The sequence below is a fragment of the Nakamurella sp. genome (assembly GCF_048594475.1).
Lineage (GTDB): Bacteria > Actinomycetota > Actinomycetes > Mycobacteriales > Nakamurellaceae > Nakamurella.
Window position 1 is genome coordinate 1 of sequence record NZ_JBMDXT010000202.1, and the last position, 16,181, is coordinate 16,181.

The window sequence follows — 16,181 nt, forward strand, 5'->3', positions numbered from 1 at the left end:
GACTCGGCCGGATGCGAGGAACGGCGCTCCCGGTACATCCGCACCGCGCGGTCACGGGTCTCCTGGTCGTACTGACGTGGTGCTGGCATGGCTCGATTCTCCTTGCGAGATCAGAGCCTGCAGCAGATCCAGGACATCTCACATCGACGCCTGCGCCGGTCGTCGCCGACCTGCGCAGGCGTCGTGTGGTAGAGATTCTCAATGGACCAAGCGGACATTGATCGGATCGCGGACGCGGTGGTGCAGAGGCTGCGGAGCCCGGAGTTCCGGTCACCGCCCCGGCCGTTGTACGCGGCGGTGCGCAACGTGGACGCGGGCGGCGCGGTGTACGCCGTCGGCCCGAAGATGTTCACGCACATCACCAGCTGGGCGATGTACGGCGCCATGGTCGCCGCGGGGCTGGTCCCGGACGCGTCGCAGATCGTGAACTTCGGGCAGGCCGAGATCAACAGCATCCGGGCCGCGACCGGTGCGTGACCTTCAGATCACCACGACCGGCCCGATCGTCGACAAGGTCAACTACGTCGGCGCGTCGCTGACGGTCGACAGCGTGACCTATCCGGCGCGGATGCGCGGACGGGGGAACTACACCTGGTTCCTGCCGAAGAAGCCGTACAAGGTCAAGCTGGACAAGTCGACGGCGATGTTCGGCTTCCCCAAGTCCAAGGACTGGGCGCTGCTGGCGAACATGCTCGACGAGTCCAACATCCGCACCGCGGTGGCCTACGAGATCGGCCGCCGGATCGGCCGGTGGGCGCCCCGGTCGGTGTTCTGCGAGGTGACGCTCAACGGCTCGTACCAGGGCCTCTACCAGTTCATCGAGTCGGTCGAGGTGCAGCCGGGCCGGTTGGAGATCCGGGAGATGTCCGGCGGCGACACCGGCGGCGCGGCGCTCACCGGGCCCTACGTGCTCGAGCAGGACGCCTACTTCGTCGATCCGGGCTGGATCACCCCGCTGGGCAACGAGATGAACTACGACGTGCCCGACGTGGTGGGTGTGCCGCAGCAGGAGGCGTACATCCAGAACTGGATCAACAGCTTCGAGCGCCTCCTGGTCACCGGCGACGTCGCCTGGCTGCAGTACGCCGATCTGCCCTCCTGGGCCGACTGGTACCTGCTGCAAGAGCTGACCAAGAACTACGACAGCCAGTGGTACAACAGCTGCAAGTTCTACAAGGACCAGGGCGAGCCGGGCCGGGTGGTGCTCTGGCCGCCGTGGGACTTCGACCAGTCGTCGGGCGGGTGGGGCGCCCAGCAGATCCCGCGCAGCGGCTGGTGGACCCGCCAGCAGCGCGACCAGCGCAACAACTGGCTGATGTACGCCGTGCGCTCCCCGGTCTTCGCCGGGCTGCTCAAGCACCGCTGGCAAACCATCTTCCTGCCGGCGCTGGCCGATCTCGACGCCTACATCACCACGCTCGCGGACGACCTGCGGGAGGCTCAGGTGCGCGATCGCGCCAAGTGGTTCGGCCGGCCGCCGGCGCTGCACCACACGGCGCCGTTCATCTCGTCGTGGCTCACCGTGCGCAAGGGCTGGCTCACCACGAATCTGTGAGTGAGCCGGCGCCTGCGGATGCTCCCCCGGTTGGACTCGAACCAACAACCGTCCGATTAACAGTCGGATGCTCTGCCAATTGAGCTACGGAGGACCGTTCGCGGCCAGCACGCAACCGCGGCAGCAAGGATAACCCACCGGAGCGGGTTGTCGAACCGCCCTCCCTGCCGCCGTGCGCCGCGGCCCGCTTGCCCGGGGCTCCGCGAGGCCGGCCGGGCCGGTGCGGCACCGGCGCGGTCAGGTCAGGTCGCCGGGCGAGGGCCGGCCCAGCCCGGACGAACGGACGCCCGGACGACCGGCAACGGCCTGGGCGGCTCGCCGACCACCGCACCTGGCGGCCCTCACCCCCAGATGGCGACGGCGTCCGGCCCGGGCGGTCTCCGACGCCGCCTCGCCACCATCGGGGGCCGACGACGCCGACAACGCCGACACCCGGGACGCCCAGAGCCGGTCCACCCCGGGCGACCGGGCACCCGACCGGCAGCGGCACCTAGCCGCGATTCCGTAGCCGAGCCGCGGTCGCGCCGACCGGCGTCACCCTCGCTCCACTCACCCCACCGATCCGGCCGGACCGCCCCGGAGCGCACCAGAGCCGGCCCGGGCCGGCGAGCACCGGACAGGACCCGCAATAGGGCGCCGCACCACGCCCCCCAACCCGCCGTCCCCCGCCACGCGACCCGGAGAACGCCGGGGCCGACCACGTCACGGCCGCGCGTCGCGGGAGCCGGGCCGAACGCGTGGCATCATGGAGTCAGACCCCCGGCGTTGGGACGCCGGGGGTCTTCGCTTCCCCCGACATCCCGATCAGAGACGTACGAGAACCCGCACGAGAAGAGGCACCACCATGGCCATTCCGTCCCGCTGGCGGCGCCGGACCGCGGCGTCCGGCCCGAATTCCGACCGCATCGGTTCCATGTCCGACACCCGGGGCGCCGTGCTCCACCTGTGCCGGTATCCCGAGAAGTGTTGCATCACCTGCGATCGCCATCGCGACAGGTGCGCGCACCCGATCGGCCGCGCCTCCTGGTGAAGCCCGGCTCCCGCCGGAGCCGTTGAGCGTCAACCGCTCTGGGCCCGAGCCTGGTCGGCCCCCGCGAGCCGAACCCGCCCGGGCCGGGCCGGCGGACGGCTCAGCCGGTCCCGATCGGTCGCCCGGCGATTGGCCGGCGCGACGGTAGGGAAGACTGTGTGCACCACGCCGGGTGAGCCCGGCGCGGGTCGCATCGATCAGGAGGTTCCATCATGGTCCGCCTCGTGCTGGGCATCGGCATCGGCTACGTCCTCGGCTCCCGGGCGGGCCGGGAGCGCTACGATCAGATCAAGCGGTGGAGCTCCAAGGTCGCCGACCATCCGGCCGTGCAGGGCGCCGCCGGGTTCGTGCAGGCCAAGGTCAGCAGCGTCTTCACCAAGGACTGACCGGCCGGTCCGGACGCACCCCGGCCGGCCCGGCGGGTCACTTCTCCAGGGACACCCGGCCGCGGCCCTTAGGCCGGTGCACGTCGACGCCCCCCATCAGGGCCACGCCATTGATCCGGACGACGGGGCCGCCCGGCGTGCCCTGGACCCGGGCGTTGTCCTCGAACGACCCCATGAAGCCGATGCCGTTGACGATGACGGTCACGTCGTCGGGCACCACGATGTCGACTCCGCCCATGATCGCCACCGCGGTGATCGTCACCTGGGACTGCGCGAAACGCGCTTTGGTCAGATCGATATCGACGCCGCCCATGATCGCGACGGCGGAGAACTGGGCCGGCACGACCCAGTTGCCGGCCCGGGTCGCCCCGGACATGATCCCGATCGCCACGCTGGAGGTCGGGGTGCCGCCGACGCGGGCCATCCCGGAACCGGCCGGCTGAGCGGCGGCCATCGCGTCCGCCGGCGCCGGCCCGACCGGGGCCGGTCCCGGCGGCACCAGGTCACGGTGCCCGGGCAGGTCCCAGGTCAGCGGCTCCAGCTCGCGCAGGGTCTTGGTCCGGTACAGCGTGTCCAACCGCTCCTGGAACTCGGTGGGCGTCAGCCGCCCCTCCTCCATTGCGGTCTGCAGGGTCTGCGCGACCGCGGCCCGATCGTCGTCGGAGGCCCGCAGCTTGCCCGGGTCGAAAGGTTGTTCGGCGTCCTGAGTCATCGCCGCCGAGTCTAGGACCGCGCTGAACCAATCAGGCTCCCCCGCCGCCAGATCGCCCGCGCCCGGTCCCACGACGCCCACGGCGGCCTCACACGCTCGGCCGACCAGGACCCGCGCCCGGACCGGTCAGGCCGGCATCGTGGCGGCCAGCTCGGCGGCGACGGCGACCACCGCGGCGGCGAAGCCGGGGGCGAAGGGGTCGGCGCCCGGATCCAAGCGCACCTGCCGGGTCAGGCCGTCGCGGCCCGGCACCCGGCGCAGCACCACCCAGCCGCCGGCCCCCGGGTGCGGCAGGTGCCGGCTGGCCGCCACCGAGCGCCGCACCCGCTGGTGCACCACGTCGGTCAGCCCGCTGCGAGTGGCCAGCCCGAACACCAGCTCCGGCTCGTCCACCAGGACGTCGACCGCACCGTCCGCACCGTCCCCGTCGGGCAGGGACCCGACCACGCGGGTCGGGATCACCGCCAGGACGCGGGCGGTCAACCGGGCCCGGGCGACCAGCTCCCAGCCGATCCGGTGCACCGGCCCGGCCGCGCCGTCGGCACCGGCCCCCGCGCTCCCGGCGGATCCGGACCCGGCATCCGGGCCGGGCACCACCCACAGGCCGAACCGGCTGACCGCGAGCAGCCGGCCGTCGTCACAGGGCGCGGTCACGTTGATCCGCTCGTCCGGGTCCAGGGCCGAGCGCAGGGCGTCCGGCAGCGGCCGGCGGCGCCGGAACAGGGCCGGGCTCACGGCTGCGCCCAGGCCTGGTCGATCGCGGCGGCCCGCTGGGTCAGCGCGAGCCGGTACCGGGTGAACTCCAGCAGATCGGCGTTGAGCGCCCGGGCCTGGTCCCGGTCGCCGGACGCCTCCGCCCGCTGCAGCGCCGACCGCAGCTGCAGCTCCTGCCGTTTGGCCTGCCGCTCGGCCAGCCGGGCGATGATGCCGCCGGCGTAGTGCGCGTCGACCTCGTCGGTCAGCCACTCCGGCCGCTCCACGGCCAGCTCGGTCACCAGCGACCGCAGCCGCCCGTCCGGCAGCTCCCCCCGCACGTCGTCCACCCACGGCGGCCCGGTGCGCTCGCCACTGGGGCCGCCGGCGGCCTGGATCGCCTGGTGCACCCGGGCGTAGGCCGGGGCGCGGAACATCTCCGGCTCGAGCATGCCGTACCCGCCGGCGACCAGGGCGGGCTGCTGCAACGCCAGCTTGAGTGCCTCCCGTTCGGCCTTCAGCTCGCGGTCGCGCGGGTCGGGCCACCCGCCGTCCGGCGGCGTCCCGTCCGGATCCGGCGGTTCCTCCGGGTCCGGGTCGCGGTCGGGCTCGTGCCGCCCGCCCGCGCCGGGACCCCGATCCGTCCGGTGGTCCGACCGCCGGTCGGTCCACCGATCGGAGCGATCCGAACGATCGGGGCGATCCGGCCGCTCCGACCGACCGGCGCCGGCCCGCCGCTCGGCCCGGGGGTCGCCGCCCCGGTCCGGCCGGGCCTCCGACCGCCCGTCACCCCGCCCGTCCGCCCGGTCGTCCGGCCGGCGCGGGTCGGACCGCTGGCCGTCGGGCCGGCGCCGGTCCGCGCTTTCCTCGGCGCGCGACCGGGCCTGCGCGGCCCGGCGCACCCGCATCCGGGTCTCGTCGATGTCGGTCCCGGCGTGGAGGGCCAGCGTCTTGGCGAACCGGTCCCGCAGAATGTCGTCCTTGATCCGGGCGACCAGCGGGATGCCGGCGTTCAGCGCGGCGTACTCCCCCTCCGCGGTGTCCAGGTTGAACTGCTCGACGGCGTGCTGGATGGCGAACTCGAACAGGTTCTTGGCCGAGCCGACCAGCTCGCGCAGCGCCTCGTCGCCCCGGGCCTGCCGCAGCTCGCACGGGTCCATGCCGCCGGGTTCGACCGCGACGTAGGTGTTGGCCGCGAACCGCTGGTCCGACTCGAACGCCTTGAGCGCCGCCTGCTGGCCGGCCGCGTCGCCGTCGAAGGTGTAGACGACCATCCCGTCCTTGGCCCGGATACCGCCCGGGCCGGCCTGGGTGTCGAGCAGGTACCGGCGCAGCACGGTGATGTGCTCGTCGCCGAACGCCGTCCCGCAGGACGCGACGGCGGTGGTGATGCCGGCCAGGTGCATCGCCATGACGTCCGTGTAGCCCTCGACGACGACCACCTGCCGCTGCTTGATGATGTCCCGCTTGGCCAGGTCCAGGCCGAACAGCACCTGCGACTTCTTGTAGAGCGGCGTCTCCGAGGTGTTCAGGTACTTGGCCTGGATCCGGTCGTCGTCGAACAGCCGGCGGGCGCCGAAGCCGACGACGTCGCCGGCGGCGTCCCGGATCGACCAGAGCAGCCGCCGGTGGAACTGGTCGATCGGCCCGCGCTGGCCCGGCCGGGCCACCCCCGCCTTGTACAGCTCGTCGATCGAGAAGCCCTGCGCGGTCAGCGCCTTGACCAGCTCGTCCCAGCCGTCGGGCGCGTACCCGCAGCCGAAGTGGGCGGCCGCGGCGGCGTCGAACCCGCGTTCGGCCAGGAAGTCGCGCGCGATCTGTGCCCCCGGCGTCTGCAGCTGGTCGGCGTAGAACGCGGCGGCCGCCTTGTTCGCGGCCAGCAGCCGGGAGCGGGTGCCCCGCTCGGCGCGGGTGGACGTGCCGCCCTCGACCATCGTCAGCGTGATGCCGGACCGGTCGGCCAGGGCCTGCACGGCCTCGTTGAACGTCAGGTGGTCGATCTCCTGCAGGAACGAGAAGACGTCGCCGCCCTTGCCGCAGCCGAAGCAGTGGTAGAACCCGCGGGCCGGGCTGACCTGGAACGAGGGGGTCTTCTCGTCGTGGAACGGGCACAGGCCCTTGAGGTTGCCGCCACCGGCGTTGCGCAGGGCCACGTACTCGCCGACCACCTGCTCGATGCGGCTGGCGTCCCGGACCCGCTCCCGATCAGCGTCTGAGATCCGTCCGGCCACCAGGCGAGTCTAGGTCCGCCGCGCACCGGCCCCCGACCTGTCCACAGGCGCGGGCTCAGGGGTCCGGATCAGCGCCCCAGCCGGTGGTGCCGCGCGATCGCCTGCGCGTCGGTCAGCAGGCTCACCTGATCGAGCACCACCCGCAGCCGCCCGGCGTCGTCCGCCGCCCGCCGGTACTCCCCGGCGAACAGCGGGTCGAGCGCCTCGACCCCCCGGTCGGCGGTCGCCAGCACCAGCTCGGTGAGCAGCTCCTGCTCCCGCTCCTGAATCCGGATCCGGCCCGGGTCGGCCATCACGTACCGGCCGGCCACCGCCTTGAGCAGCGCCACCTCGGCCCGGAGCAGCCGCGGGACCTGCAGGTCGGCCCGGTACCGCAGGAGCGGTCCTGGTCCCGCGGCCGACCGGGTGGCCGCGATCGCGCCGGTGCAGAACCGGCCGGTCAGCTCGCTGGTCATCGCCTTGACGGCTGCGTCGGCGGCCGGGCCGGGCGGCTGATCCCGGCCCACCCGCAGGCTCGCGGCCACCGCCGGCAGGGCCAGCAGGTCGTCCAGCACCTCGCGCAGGTCCGCGGCCGACTCCTCGGAGTAGGGGCCGGCCGCCGCGCAGACCGCGTCCCGCTCGTCCGGATCGGTCAGCCGGGCCAGGTCGATCCGGCCCGAGCCGACCCCGTCCTCGACGTCGTGGACCGAGTAGGCGACGTCGTCGGCCCAATCCATCACCTGGGCCTCCAGGCAGCGCTGCCGGCCCGGCGCCGGCGCCCGCACCCAGTCGAACACCGCCCGCTCGTCGCCGTAGACACCGAACTTGCCGCCGCCCGCCGGCCGCGGCCACGGGTACTTGATCACCGCGTCCAGGGCGGCCCGGGTCAGGTTCAACCCGCCGGGCGCACCGTCGGCGGTGGCGATCTTGGGCTCGAGCCGGCACAGCAGCCGCAGGTTCTGCGCGTTGGCCTCGAACCCGCCGGCGGCCCGGCCGACCCGGTCCAGCGCGACCTCCCCGTTGTGCCCGAACGGCGGGTGGCCGATGTCGTGGGCCAACCCGGCCAGGTCGACCAGATCGGCGTCGCACCCGAGCTGGGCACCGATCTCCCGGGCGATCTGCGCGACCTCCAGCGAATGGGTCAGCCGGGTGCGCGGCACCCCCTCCTCGTCGGGGGCGACGACCTGGGTCTTGCCGGCCAGCCGGCGCAGCGACTTGGAGTGCAGCACCCGCGCCCGGTCCCGGGTGAACGGGCTGCGCCCGCCGGCGTCCGCGGCACCGGGCAGCGCCGCCGTCTTCGGGTCCTCGGCCAGCCGCCGGGCGAGGTCGGCCGGCCCGTACCCGGTGGGCACGAGCGTCACGGCGCCCATCAGCACGCCCCCATCAGCCGAACACCGCCATCAGAACACCGGAGCGCTCAGCCCGGACGGCCCGCCGGTGAGGCGGTAGTACAGGACGCCGAGCGTCTCCCGCAGCCGGTAGTCGTTCTGCACGGCCGGTTCGACGGCCGGTCCGTCGCGGACCGGGGACGTCTGCACCGTCCAGCCCAGGTCCCGGGCCATCAGGGCGGACCGGGCCGAGTGGGGCGGATCGGTGACCAGGACGACCGACGACCAGCCGCGCTCGGCGAGCACCGGCTCCGCCGCGCGGAGGCTGGCCACGGTGTCACCCCCGGTCCCGACGGCGGTCAGCGCCGACTCGTCGATCCCGGCGGCGACCAGGTAGTCAAGGCCGGCCTGACCCTCGGTGGTGCGGTCGTCGGGCTGGCCGCCGCCGACGGTGACGATGTGCGCGGCCACCCCGTCCCGGTACAGCTGGGCGGCGTGGTCCAGACGGGCCCGGAACACCGGGGACGGCCGGCCGTCGTACTGCGCGGCCCCGGGCACCAGGATCGCGTCCACCCGGGTTTCTACCGCACCGTCGGCCGCGGCCGGCAGGTCCTGCGCCCCGATCTGACCGACCCGGATCCAGGTGCCGGCCACCACCAGCAGGCCGATGAGGACGGCCCCGCCGAGGTATCGCAGCGCCGTCCGCACGCCGGTGATCATGCCAGGCCGGTGTGACTCACTCCGGCCCGACGGGGGCCGCTTGTACGGTCGGGGCATGCCGACGACGCGCCGCCGACCCGGGGCGACGCTCGCCCTCACCCTGCTGACCGCCGTCACCGTGGCGTCCTGCGGGCAGGTGGGCGGCACCCCGACGGCCGCCGGCGGCGGGACGTCGGCCGCTCCGTCCGGGCCGTCCGGGCCGGTCTCGACCCCGGGCCCGGCGACGGGAGCGTCCCCGTCGGGGTCCTCCTCGGCAGCCACGACGAGCGGCGCCCCGAGCACGGCCGAACCGGACGCGGGCGGCACCGTGGGCGCGGACGGCATCGGCGACCCCTACTACCCCACCGCCGGCAACGGCGGGTACCAGGTCGACCACTACGACGTGGTCCTGACGTACGACCCGGCCGGCAACGACCTGACCGCGACGACCACGATCACCGGCAGCGTGACCGCCGATCAGGGCCTGACCCGGTTCAACCTGGACCTGCAGCCGAACCTGACGGTCAGCGCGGTCACCGTCGACGGCACCGCCGGCACCTTCGCCCAGGAGGATGCCGAACTGGTGATCACGCCGGCCACCCCGCTGACCGCCGGCGCCCCGCTGACCGTCGCGGTGACCTACGCGGGCCGGCCCGAGCTGGTCGGCGGCGGCACCGCCGGCCTGGGTGACGGCGGCTGGTTCCGCACGGACAGCGGCGGCGCGTTCGCGGCCGGCGAGCCGACCGGCGCCTCGACCTGGTACCCGGTCAACGAGCATCCGCGGGACACCGCGACATTCGCGGTGACCGCGACCGTGCCCGACGGCTGGCAGGTGATCTCCAACGGGGTGAAGGCGGCCGATCCGCCGGCCGCGCCGGCCGGGTGGACGACGACCCGGTGGGAACTGGACACCCCGGTCGCGTCCTACCTGAGCACCATCTACATCGACAGATTCACCGTCGTCGAGGGCACCTTGTCCGACGGCCGGCCGATCGTCTCGGCCGTCGGGCCCGGCTCGTCCGCCTCCGCCACCGACCTGGCCCGCCAGACCGGGCCGGTGGTCGACGTCCTGTCGGACCTGTTCGGCCCCTACCCGATGCCGGCCGCCGGGGGCATCTTCATCAGATCGACCACCGGGTTCGCCCTGGAGACGGCGACCCGGCCGGTCTACACCACCGGGGTGGACGACCTGTCGGTGGTGGTCCACGAGCTGGCCCACCAGTGGTTCGGCGACGACGTCACCGTCGAGAGCTGGTCGGACATCTGCCTCAACGAGTGCTTCGCCTCCTACGCCGAGTGGCTGTACGCGGAGAAGGTCGACGGGCGCAATCTCGACGCCCGGTGGAAGCAGACGATCGCCGGGTCGGGGCAGAACCCGGCGTACTGGTCCTCCCCGCTGGTCGACATGGGGCCGGGGAACGAGTTCACCCGGGTCTACGACCGCGGCCCCGTCGCCCTGCACGCGCTGCGCAACGAGATCGGCGACGACACGTTCTTCCGGCTGCTGAAGGAATGGCCGGCCACCTACGGTGGCCGGAACGCCTCGTTCGACGATTTCGAGGCCTTCGTCAACCAGCTCGCCGGGCGCGATTTGACCGCGTTCATGGACGCCTGGTTCCGCAGCGAGACCCGCCCGCCGGGGCAGTACCTCTACCCGGGCGACCTGGGCAACTGATCCCCGCCCGGCCGGCGAACCGGTCAGAACGGCTGCAGCCCCGCCCGGGCCAGGGTGAACCCGTGGCCCTCGGTGTTCGTGCAGGTCACCCCGGTCGACTCGACGTCGCACCGGACGTCGCCCAGCGTCACCGTGGTGCCGTACGGCGTCGGGTCGGGCCAGGTGAGGCCGTCGAAGACGTCACCCCGGCACGACGACGCCTGTGACGGCCCGGTGGCGTCCAACCGGACGATAGGACCGCGCGCGGCCGGGCACCGCTCGTCGCCCAGATCGAAGTCGTACTCCTGGATCGTGCAGGCGAACCGGCCGTCCGAGCGGGCACACCGGATGTTCCCGGACGGGGTGATCAACAGGTCCGCGGCGCCGGCCGGGGCCACCGTCGACGCATCGGTTCCGCCGGGCCCGGCGGGTGCGGCCGGTCCGCTCGTCCCGACGCCGGGCGGACCCTGGTAGACGTTGAACCGCCGACCGCCGAGGTCGCAGGATCCGACGACGTTGCTCGGCGGCAGCGTCGGATCCCAGTGCACGCCGGTGCAGTACCACCCGTCGCCGAAGTCGACGAGCGCGATCGTCCCGCCCCGCTCGCCCGGCCACTGCTCGTTGCGCCGCCACTGGGCGACCATCTCGGCGCAGGTGAAGGCCGGATCGAGCGGTTCGATCCAGCCCGGAGCCGCCGCCGGCCAGGTCAGGTCGAGAACGCAGCTCCCGCCGTCCGCCGCCGTTCCCGACGACCGCGGGTCGGCCGCCGGGGTCGGACCGGGCGTGGTCGGGGCCGTCGAACCGGGCGTGCTCGGGACCGCCGGCACGGGCGTCGGACCGGCCGGGCCGGACGCGGGCGCACCGGCCGGATCGGGATTCGCGGCCGCCGCGGCCGTGACCGACGCCTCGGGCCGGGCCCGGCGGGCCCAGATCACCCCGCCGATCACGCCTGCCAGCACGACCGCGACCGCCACCCCGACGATCAGCCGGTTGCGGGAGGTCACGGACAAATGGTGCCGATCGGACTCTCCGTGCGCAACCAGAACCCGTGGCCGTCCGAACCCGATTGACGGCCGGTCGTCACCGTGCCTACCGTCGACCATGCCGTACCACCGGCGGGTGACCACCGCGACGGGCCACGAGCCGGACCCGGCGGGCCGGCCGGCCGCGCCCGGGGTCCACGCCCTGCTGGCGATGCAGCGGACCGCCGGCAACCAGGCGGTCGTCCGGGCGCTGTCGTCCACCGCGCCTCCGGCCAAGCGCGTGGCCGCACCCCCGTCCGCCGGGCCGGCGCCGACCCGGCTACCGGCGCCCGCGGTGCAGCGATCGGCCGCGTCCGATCTGCAGACCTGGGACGACCAGCCGGTCGAGTCCTACGAGATGGGCCTCAACGCGATGACCGACGACGTCATCGGGCACGCCTGGGTCGATGTCAAGGAGGTCGGCGGCAAGGGCCGCCGGCGGTCGATCGGCTTCTGGCCGGGCAGCTGGGGCTGGCTGCCGACGGGCGGCCCGGGCGAGCTCCAGTCACCCGACGCGCACGACGGCCAGCAGATGCACCGGCAGAAGGAGACGATGACCCGGGACCGGTTCGTGCGGGTGCTCGGTGTGGTCAGCGCCTGGGAAGGCAGCTACTACCAGTTGCTCTACCGCAACTGCGCCCACTTCGCCAAGGCCGCCTGGATCGCCGGGACCGGCAGTCCCGACGGGATCGTCAACGTCAGCGGACCGCAGATCTGGACCCCGGCCGAGACGGCCGAGGGCATCGACTACGTGAACCGCAAGCGTGGGCTCGACCCCCAGGGCAACCCACTGCCGCCCGGGACGGACCGCAACGGAGCCGACCGGTAGGCCTCGACTCCGCCGCGGGTCCGCGCCGGATCAACAGTCGGGTCAGCAGCCGGCCAACCGGGCACCCAGGTAGGACTGCACCTGGTCGAGGGACACCCGCTCCTGGGTCATGGAGTCCCGGTCGCGGATGGTGACCGCTTGATCGGTGGCCGTGTCGAAGTCGACGGTGATGCAGAACGGCGTGCCGATCTCGTCCTGCCGGCGGTAGCGCCGGCCGATCTGCCCGGCGTCGTCGAAGTCGACGTTCCAGCTCTTGCGCAGGGCGGCGGCCAGGTCGCGGGCGACCGGCGAGAGGTCCGCGTGCCGGGACAGCGGCAGCACGGCCGCCTTGACCGGGGCGAGCCGCGGGTCGAGCCGCAGCACCGTCCGCTTGTCCACCCCGCCCTTGGTGTTGGGCGCCTCGTCCTCGGCGTAGGCCTCCAGCAGGAACGCCATCATCGGCCGGCCGACCCCGGCCGCCGGCTCGATGACGTACGGGGTCCAGCGTTCGCCGGTCTCCTGCTCGAAGTACGACAGGTCCGTGCCGGAGTGCTGCGAGTGCGTCTTGAGGTCGAAATCGGTGCGGTTGGCGATGCCCTCGAGCTCGCCCCACTCGCTGCCCTGGAAGTGGAAGCGGTACTCGATGTCGACGGTGCGCTTCGAGTAGTGCGACAGCTTCTCCTGCGGGTGCTCGTACTGGCGCAGGTTCTCCCGGGCGATGCCCAGGTCGACGTACCAGTCGGTCCGGGTGTCGATCCAGTACTGGTGCCATTCCTCGTCGGTGCCGGGCTTGACGAAGAACTCCATCTCCATCTGCTCGAACTCGCGGGTCCGGAAGATGAAGTTGCCCGGGGTGATCTCGTTGCGGAACGACTTGCCGATCTGCCCGATGCCGAACGGCGGCTTCTTGCGGGCCGACGCCGCCACGTTGTTGTAGTTGACGAAGATGCCCTGCGCCGTCTCCGGGCGCAGGTAGTGCAGTCCGGACTCGTCCTCGACCGGGCCCAGGTAGGTCTTGAGCAGCCCGTTGAACTCCTTGGGCTCGGTCCACGAGCCGCGGGTGCCGCAGTTGGGGCAGACGATGTCGGCCATGCCGTTTTCCGGGGCGCGGCCCTTCTTCTCCTCGTACGCCTCCTCCAGGTGGTCGGCGCGGAAGCGGTGGTGGCAGGACAGGCACTCGACCAGCGGATCGACGAAGGCCGCGACGTGGCCCGAGGCCACCCAGACCTGCCGGGGCAGGATGACCGACGAGTCCAGCCCGACGATGTCGTCGCGCGAGCGGATCATCGCGTTCCACCACTGCCGCTTGACGTTGTCTTTGAGCTCGACGCCCAGCGGGCCGTAGTCCCAGGCCGACCGGGTCCCGCCGTAGATCTCGCCGCTGGGGAAGACGAACCCCCGGCGCTTGGCGAGTGAGACAACGGCGTCGATACGGTCGGCGGCCACGTGCGAACTCCTGTGCTGCGGGTCGGACCACCCTCGCGGTGGCCCGGCGGTGTCCCGGTCGGTGGCGTCCGCCGGGTCGGTCAACAGCCGTTGAGCCTACTGGTAGGGCCCTGACCAACCCGGTTCCTCCGTCACCGGCCTGCGTCCGGGCCCTCCAGCTGTGCTCGATGGCGGCCTCGCTCGCTCGGCCAACGGCGTCGTCACCTGCCGGGATCGTCGACGACGATGTCGGGCGCGGCCCAGGCGCCCCGGTCGGCGGCCGCCGTCACCTCGAAGGCCGCCGTCGACGTCGCCGCGCCCAGCCACGGGATCAGGGCCGCCCGCACCGGGAACGGCGACTGCGCCCGCCGGAAGTCCGCGGCCGTGTCGAACTCGGCGACCAGCGCCCACCGCCACGGCTCCTCGGTCGTCCGGCCCCAGCGCAGCGCCCGGGTGGCCGGTTGCTCCCCCAGCAGCCGGACCGCCTCGGCCGACCCGGCCGGCGCGCTCGCATCCGTGCCGGCCCGGTCGAAATGCGCGATCAGCAGGAACACGGCGTCCCCGTCCCGAGCACCTCGATGGTCGAGGAGTGCAGGGCACGGGCGACCCTGATCTGCCGCGGGATGCGCAGCCGCAACTCGTCGACGTGCGAGACCACCCCGATGGTCCGGCCGCCGGCCCGCAGGTCGTCCAGGGTGGCCATCGCCAGGTCCAGCGCCTCCGGATCCAGACTGCCGAAACCCTCGTCGACGAAAAGCGTGTCGAGCTGCCGGCCGCCGGACTCGGCCGCCACCACGTCGGCCAGACCCAGGGCCAGCGCCAGCGAGGCCAGGAAGGACTCGCCCCCGGAGAGCGTCTTGGCCGGCCGGACCAACCCCGACCACCCGTCCATGATGTCCAGGCCGAGCCCGCCGGCGCGGCCGCGGGATTCGCGATCCGTCGTGTGCACGAAGGAGTACCGGCCGGCCGACATCCGGACGAGCCGGTCGCTGGCCACCGCGGCGACCTGGGCCAGCCGGTGCGCCAGGACGTAGGTGCGCAGGCTCATGCCGAGCCGGTTGGCGCCCCGCCCCTGGATCGTCTCGGCCAGCGCGGACACCTGTGCCTCCGCGGCGCGGGCGGGCTCGGCCACCCGCCAGGCGACCAGCAGCCGGGCCGCGGCGGCAGCGACCTGGCCGACCCGGTCGGTCAGCGCCCGCGCCCGGTGCGCCAGCTGCTCGGCCCGTTCCCGGTCGGCCCGGGCCGTCGCCGCCAGCCCGGTCAGGTCGATCCGCTCGCCCTCGTCCAGCCCGGCCAGCTCGGGATCCGCCTCCTGGGTGCGCAGCGCCGCCGCCTCGACCTCGGCCGCCCGGATGCGCGTGGCCAGGGTCTCGGTGTCGGCGGCCGAAGCCGCGACCGCGGCGGCCGGGGCCGGGAATCCGGACTCGGCCAGGATCCGGTCGGCGATCGCCGCGCGGCGGGCCACCTCGGCGGTGGCCTCGGCCAGCGCGGCGGACGACTCGGCCACGGCATCGAGCGCGGACGCCCGGCGCAGCAGGTAGTCGCGCCGCGCCTGGATCGTGCGGTGGCCGGCCCGCATCCGGTGCAGCCGGGCGCCGCGCTGCTCCATCCGCGCGGTCAGCGAGGCGATCTCGGCCGCGTCCGTCGCGACCAGCCGGCCCAGCTCGTCCCGGCGCAGCTCCTGCTCGAACAGGGCCTTGGCCGCCGCCTCGCGCAGCCCGACCAGCGCGTCGAGGTTGCGGGCCACGGCGGCCAGCCGGTCGGTCAGCGCCTGCCCGTCATGGACCAGTGCCCGCGCCGCGGCCGGCGTGTGCCCGCCGGCGATCCGCCGGGCCTGCGCCACCTCGGCGTCGGCGGCCCACCGGCGGGCCGTGGCGGCCTCCCGGTCCGCCGCCGCCCGCTCCTCGGCGCGGTGCGCCGCGGCGACCCGCTCGGCGTCCACCGCGGCCGTTCCGGCCGCGGCCGGCGCCGGGTGCTCGGCGCTGCCGCAGACGGGGCACCCGGCCCCCGCCACGAGGGCACCGGCCAGTTCGGCGGCCATCCCGTCGATCCGTTGCTGAACCAGCCGCTGCCGGTCGTCGACCGTGGCCTGGTGCCGATCGACGGCGTCCGCGGCCGCCCGCGTGGCCTGCTCCGCCGCCTCCGTCAGGCGCTCCAGGGCGACGGCGGCGTCCCGGACCGCCCCCGCGGCCGCCAGCTCGGCCCGGGCCCCGGGCAGCCGATCCCCGGCCGAGCGGGCCTCGGCGACCCGCCGGTCGAGCTCGGCCAGGCGCGGCGGCAGCGCGGCCAACCGCTGCTCCACCTCGACGGCGGCCACCTCGTCCCGGTGGTGCCGGCGCCGGGCCGCCGCCAGCGCCGCCTGGTCGGCGGCCTGATCCTGCGCGTCGGCGATCAGGGGGATCAGCGCACCGGCCTGCTCGCGGTCCGCCCCGGCGGCCGACCGGATCGCCACCACGTCACCGGCCAGCAGGCCGAGGGTGAGCCGATCGCCGTCGGTGCCCACGGCCGCCAACGCCTCGAGCCGTTCGCCGGCGGCCTGCCGGTCGTGCCGTCGGGCTCGCTCCACCTCCTGGGCGGCGGCCAGCGCGTCCAGCGCCGCGACGTCCGGTCGGGCCCGGACCTGCGCGGCCAGGGCGCGGCGATCGTGCTCGACCAGGTC

At 74.1% G+C, this 16,181-nt stretch carries 14 protein-coding genes and 1 tRNA gene; 5 read left to right on the forward strand and 10 right to left on the reverse strand.

The genetic code is table 11. The features are described 5' to 3' along the window. Window positions 1–201 precede the first annotated feature (201 nt). Together ACOJUF_RS09490 and ACOJUF_RS09495 are read left to right on the forward strand one after the other, a co-directional pair. The gene (locus tag ACOJUF_RS09490) at window positions 202–477 is read left to right on the forward strand and encodes a hypothetical protein (protein ID WP_420121613.1); all 276 of its coding nucleotides are present in this window, start codon (window positions 202–204) and stop codon (window positions 475–477) included. Next, window positions 470–1,555, forward strand: a complete 1,086-nt coding sequence (locus ACOJUF_RS09495) for a CotH kinase family protein (RefSeq protein WP_420121614.1) — start codon at window positions 470–472, stop codon at window positions 1,553–1,555. Before ACOJUF_RS09490 ends, ACOJUF_RS09495 begins: the two co-directional genes overlap by 8 nt. Window positions 1,556–1,576: 21 nt before the next feature. Here ACOJUF_RS09495 and ACOJUF_RS09500 read toward each other — a convergent pair. After that, window positions 1,577–1,649, reverse strand: a tRNA-Asn gene (locus ACOJUF_RS09500). A gap of 1,148 nt (window positions 1,650–2,797) precedes the next feature. Between ACOJUF_RS09500 and ACOJUF_RS09505 the strand changes: the two genes are divergently transcribed. Beyond that, complete coding sequence (locus ACOJUF_RS09505; RefSeq protein ID WP_420121615.1) at window positions 2,798–2,971, forward strand: hypothetical protein; 174 nt, start codon at window positions 2,798–2,800, stop codon at window positions 2,969–2,971. A 37-nt stretch (window positions 2,972–3,008) separates the two neighbouring features. Here ACOJUF_RS09505 and ACOJUF_RS09510 read toward each other — a convergent pair whose 3' ends face one another. From ACOJUF_RS09510 to ACOJUF_RS09530, 5 genes are all read right to left on the reverse strand, one after another. After that, a complete protein-coding gene (locus tag ACOJUF_RS09510; RefSeq protein WP_420121616.1) occupies window positions 3,009–3,683 on the reverse strand; it encodes a DUF1707 SHOCT-like domain-containing protein in 675 nt (224 codons plus the stop codon). Window positions 3,684–3,809: 126 nt separating this feature from the next. Further along, on the reverse strand, window positions 3,810–4,418 hold the full coding sequence (locus ACOJUF_RS09515; protein WP_420121617.1) for a hypothetical protein: 609 nt from the start codon (window positions 4,416–4,418) through the stop codon (window positions 3,810–3,812). Beyond that, window positions 4,415–6,607 (reverse strand): DNA primase, encoded by a 2,193-nt coding sequence (gene dnaG, locus ACOJUF_RS09520; protein WP_420121618.1) that lies wholly within the window; start codon window positions 6,605–6,607, stop codon window positions 4,415–4,417. The genes ACOJUF_RS09515 and dnaG overlap by 4 nt, the downstream gene beginning before the upstream one ends. Before the next feature lie 68 nt (window positions 6,608–6,675). Continuing rightward, window positions 6,676–7,956, reverse strand: coding sequence for a deoxyguanosinetriphosphate triphosphohydrolase (locus tag ACOJUF_RS09525; RefSeq protein ID WP_420121626.1), 1,281 nt, complete (start codon window positions 7,954–7,956; stop codon window positions 6,676–6,678). A gap of 30 nt (window positions 7,957–7,986) precedes the next feature. Then, the gene (locus tag ACOJUF_RS09530; protein WP_420121619.1) at window positions 7,987–8,622 is read right to left on the reverse strand and encodes a YdcF family protein; all 636 of its coding nucleotides are present in this window, start codon (window positions 8,620–8,622) and stop codon (window positions 7,987–7,989) included. A gap of 67 nt (window positions 8,623–8,689) precedes the next feature. On the opposite strand from ACOJUF_RS09530, the gene ACOJUF_RS09535 reads away from it, so the two are divergent. Continuing rightward, window positions 8,690–10,288 (forward strand): M1 family metallopeptidase, encoded by a 1,599-nt coding sequence (locus ACOJUF_RS09535; RefSeq protein WP_420121620.1) that lies wholly within the window; start codon window positions 8,690–8,692, stop codon window positions 10,286–10,288. A 23-nt stretch (window positions 10,289–10,311) separates the two neighbouring features. Here ACOJUF_RS09535 and ACOJUF_RS09540 read toward each other — a convergent pair whose 3' ends face one another. After that, the gene (locus ACOJUF_RS09540) at window positions 10,312–11,271 is read right to left on the reverse strand and encodes a hypothetical protein (protein WP_420121621.1); all 960 of its coding nucleotides are present in this window, start codon (window positions 11,269–11,271) and stop codon (window positions 10,312–10,314) included. A 115-nt stretch (window positions 11,272–11,386) separates the two neighbouring features. On the opposite strand from ACOJUF_RS09540, the gene ACOJUF_RS09545 reads away from it, so the two are divergent. Then, a complete protein-coding gene (locus ACOJUF_RS09545) occupies window positions 11,387–12,118 on the forward strand; it encodes a hypothetical protein (protein WP_420121622.1) in 732 nt (243 codons plus the stop codon). A gap of 42 nt (window positions 12,119–12,160) precedes the next feature. Here ACOJUF_RS09545 and ACOJUF_RS09550 read toward each other — a convergent pair whose 3' ends face one another. From ACOJUF_RS09550 to ACOJUF_RS09560, 3 genes are all read right to left on the reverse strand, one after another. Continuing rightward, the gene (locus ACOJUF_RS09550; RefSeq protein WP_420121623.1) at window positions 12,161–13,543 is read right to left on the reverse strand and encodes a glycine--tRNA ligase; all 1,383 of its coding nucleotides are present in this window, start codon (window positions 13,541–13,543) and stop codon (window positions 12,161–12,163) included. 200 nt (window positions 13,544–13,743) lie between these two features. Continuing rightward, window positions 13,744–14,076 carry a hypothetical protein gene (locus tag ACOJUF_RS09555; protein WP_420121624.1) on the reverse strand — a complete coding sequence of 111 codons (333 nt, stop codon included), beginning with the start codon at window positions 14,074–14,076 and terminating at the stop codon, window positions 13,744–13,746. Next, window positions 14,064–16,181, reverse strand: a 2,118-nt coding sequence (locus tag ACOJUF_RS09560; protein ID WP_420121625.1) for an SbcC/MukB-like Walker B domain-containing protein, incomplete at its 5' end; no start/stop codon positions are given. The genes ACOJUF_RS09560 and ACOJUF_RS09555, both read right to left, overlap by 13 nt.